Below are 2,318 nucleotides of genomic sequence, written 5' to 3'. Positions count from 1 at the left end.
GCTAATCTCTATCACGCCGACCTGCAAGGGGCTAATATGAAAGGGGTTGAACTGCTGCGAGCTAATCTAGTAGGAGCCAATTTAAAGGAGGCTAATTTGTGCAATGTTGACCTCAGAAAAGCGGATTTAACTAATGCTAATCTCCAAGATGCTTTACTTACTGATGCTAATTTAATCGGGGCGCATTTAGTGGGGGCAAATCTAGCGGGAGCCAATTTAGTGCGGTCAAAAATGACCGATACAGAAGCAATGCAGGCAAATTTCCATAGTGCAATTATGACTCAAATAAAATTCGATCGAGCTAATCTTAGTCAAGCTAATTTTCAAGCAGCAAGAATGAATCATGCTGACTTAAGAAGGGCTAATCTTTCAGGAGTTAATTTCAGCGAAGCTGACTTAATCGATGCTTTCTTTGCTAGAGCAAATCTCACCGGTGCCGATTTAACTAATGCTAATCTAACTCGTGCCGAGTTAATGAGTGCTAATCTGATGGGAGTTAACTTCCGCGGTGCAATTATGCCCGATGGCCGGATTAATAATTAAAATTACTTAGGGTTGGCTGAATAAATCTAAAAACCTTGTTGGGTAAGACTTTTAGACTTTTTTTCCCTCAAAAAGTGCCTACCATTGGAGTGATCGGGGGTAAAATCCCTGGACTTTTTCCCTGAAAATTAGGTAATTGACCCCCTCAAAATCGGTAAAACCCTACACCCCACACCCCACACCCCACACCCTGTCCCCACGAAAAACTTTTTGCCGCAAGCCCTACTTAGACATTGTTGTTAGCAGTTATTCTGGTATAATTTAGGGGTAGAATTGAGGGTAGTGTTATGGTTAATCCAGCAATTATTGCAGAAGATATGGGCAAAATCTACACCAGCATTACAGTTATCAATCGAGCGGATCAAATTCGTGCAGAGGATGGTATGATCGCACCGGAACAAATTCGCTCTCTTACCCTAGAAAATGTCTTGGTGGATACGGGAGCAACTACTCTTTGTCTGGTGCCGGAAGTAATCTCCAGCTTGGGTTTACAGCTTTTAAAAGAAGTAGATGTGGCTACGGCTAAAGGGATAGGAAAAGCGAGAATTTTTCGCGATGCTACCTTGATTATTGCGGGACGGGAAGGGACTTTTGAATGTTTGGAATTACCTGGAGGTCAAAACAACTTATTAGGAGTAATTCCTTTAGAAGCTTTGGGATTAGAACCAGATCTTCGCAGCCAAAAACTACGAGTTTTACCCACGGAATCTAACGAGACTTATTTAACAATTTTATCGAACAAAATAGCTCTATAAAATCACTTTTTGTCTGACTGTTCCGGCTCTTTCAGCTATAGCGATAATCTCGATTTCTTGACCAGAAACTCCCTTAATCACCCATTCCACCGTACAGCGATAATCTAAACCGTGAGCGAGACTACTATATACTTTATTTGATCGCCCTTCTAAGTGACCGATTTCCTGCTCTAATTTTCCCACTATTAAACTCACCTCATCGGCTAAATTTAACTTGACTTGAATGGGACGAACGATCTTTCTTTCCAGTGCCTTTTTACTGGTATAAGTGGGTAAAAATCCCTGATTTTCTAACTGTAAAACCAGATGATAAATACCATTTCCCTCCGACTTAAGATCAAGACGAGAGATAGCTAAAAGAGGTGACATTAAAGCATGGGCAATAGTAAACTGACATTGTTTCTCACATAAATCTGGTAAATACTTTTCTGGGGCATTTTGCCAGACATTTTTAAAGTCCCAACCGCCAATTTCCACCTCTCCCAATTGGGGGTGATCAAAACTTTGCCAATTAATAAAACCCTTTCCCGCCAAATTCTCATCATTCCAACGCTGTAACTTCAATTCATCTTCCAAAGGATGCCAGCGAAACCATTGAATATAATCATCTTTTTTCACTCCCGCTTGGGTGGGTGCATCCCATAACTCCACCGTAAAACCATACCAACCAAAATGATCGTAACCGTAATCATCCATGGCACCGTTAGTCACTTCTTTGGGATGATAACGAAAATCGTGATAGACAGAAACGCATTCATAACCAGTCATTGCTTTTCCCTTGTCAGCAATATATTTATACATTTCTAAGTCTTCCACGGGGAAATATTCATCGGGATGGGTGCTATAGGGACGCAACATGACTGCTGAATAGGTATGATAGGTAACGAAGCCATTAATATTAGTGTTATTTGCCCAAAATTCCGCTTCTGCACGGGTTTCTGGCTCCGAAAAAGGAAAATCTCCGGCCCCCTGTTGTTCCCCTTCAGGAACCCAATAAACGGGATAATTGCGGTTAAAATC

Annotated in this window: 4 protein-coding genes; 3 read left to right on the top strand and 1 reads right to left on the bottom strand. The window is 41.3% G+C overall.

Going from position 1 to position 2,318, the window contains the following annotated elements; all coding sequences use genetic code 11:
- The 3 genes from PX481_RS22770 to PX481_RS22760 form a co-directional block, all read left to right on the top strand.
- The coding region (locus PX481_RS22770) for a pentapeptide repeat-containing protein (protein WP_288096205.1) at nt 1–543 on the top strand (543 nt) is incomplete at its 5' end.
- Between the two features lie 136 nt (nt 544–679).
- A complete protein-coding gene (locus PX481_RS22765; RefSeq protein ID WP_287969786.1) occupies nt 680–808 on the top strand; it encodes a hypothetical protein in 129 nt (42 codons plus the stop codon).
- Between the two features lie 22 nt (nt 809–830).
- Nucleotides 831–1,298 carry a pepsin/retropepsin-like aspartic protease family protein gene (locus tag PX481_RS22760; RefSeq protein WP_002758964.1) on the top strand — a complete coding sequence of 156 codons (468 nt, stop codon included), beginning with the start codon at nt 831–833 and terminating at the stop codon, nt 1,296–1,298.
- Here PX481_RS22760 and PX481_RS22755 read toward each other — a convergent pair.
- The coding region (locus PX481_RS22755; RefSeq protein ID WP_288096201.1) for a DUF8731 domain-containing protein at nt 1,293–2,318 on the bottom strand (1,026 nt) is incomplete at its 5' end. The two genes, PX481_RS22760 and PX481_RS22755, sit on opposite strands and share 6 nt — an antisense overlap.

The sequence above is a fragment of the Microcystis sp. M53603_WE2 genome, assembly GCF_030065435.1.
This window is presented reverse-complemented; position numbering and strand designations above follow the sequence as displayed.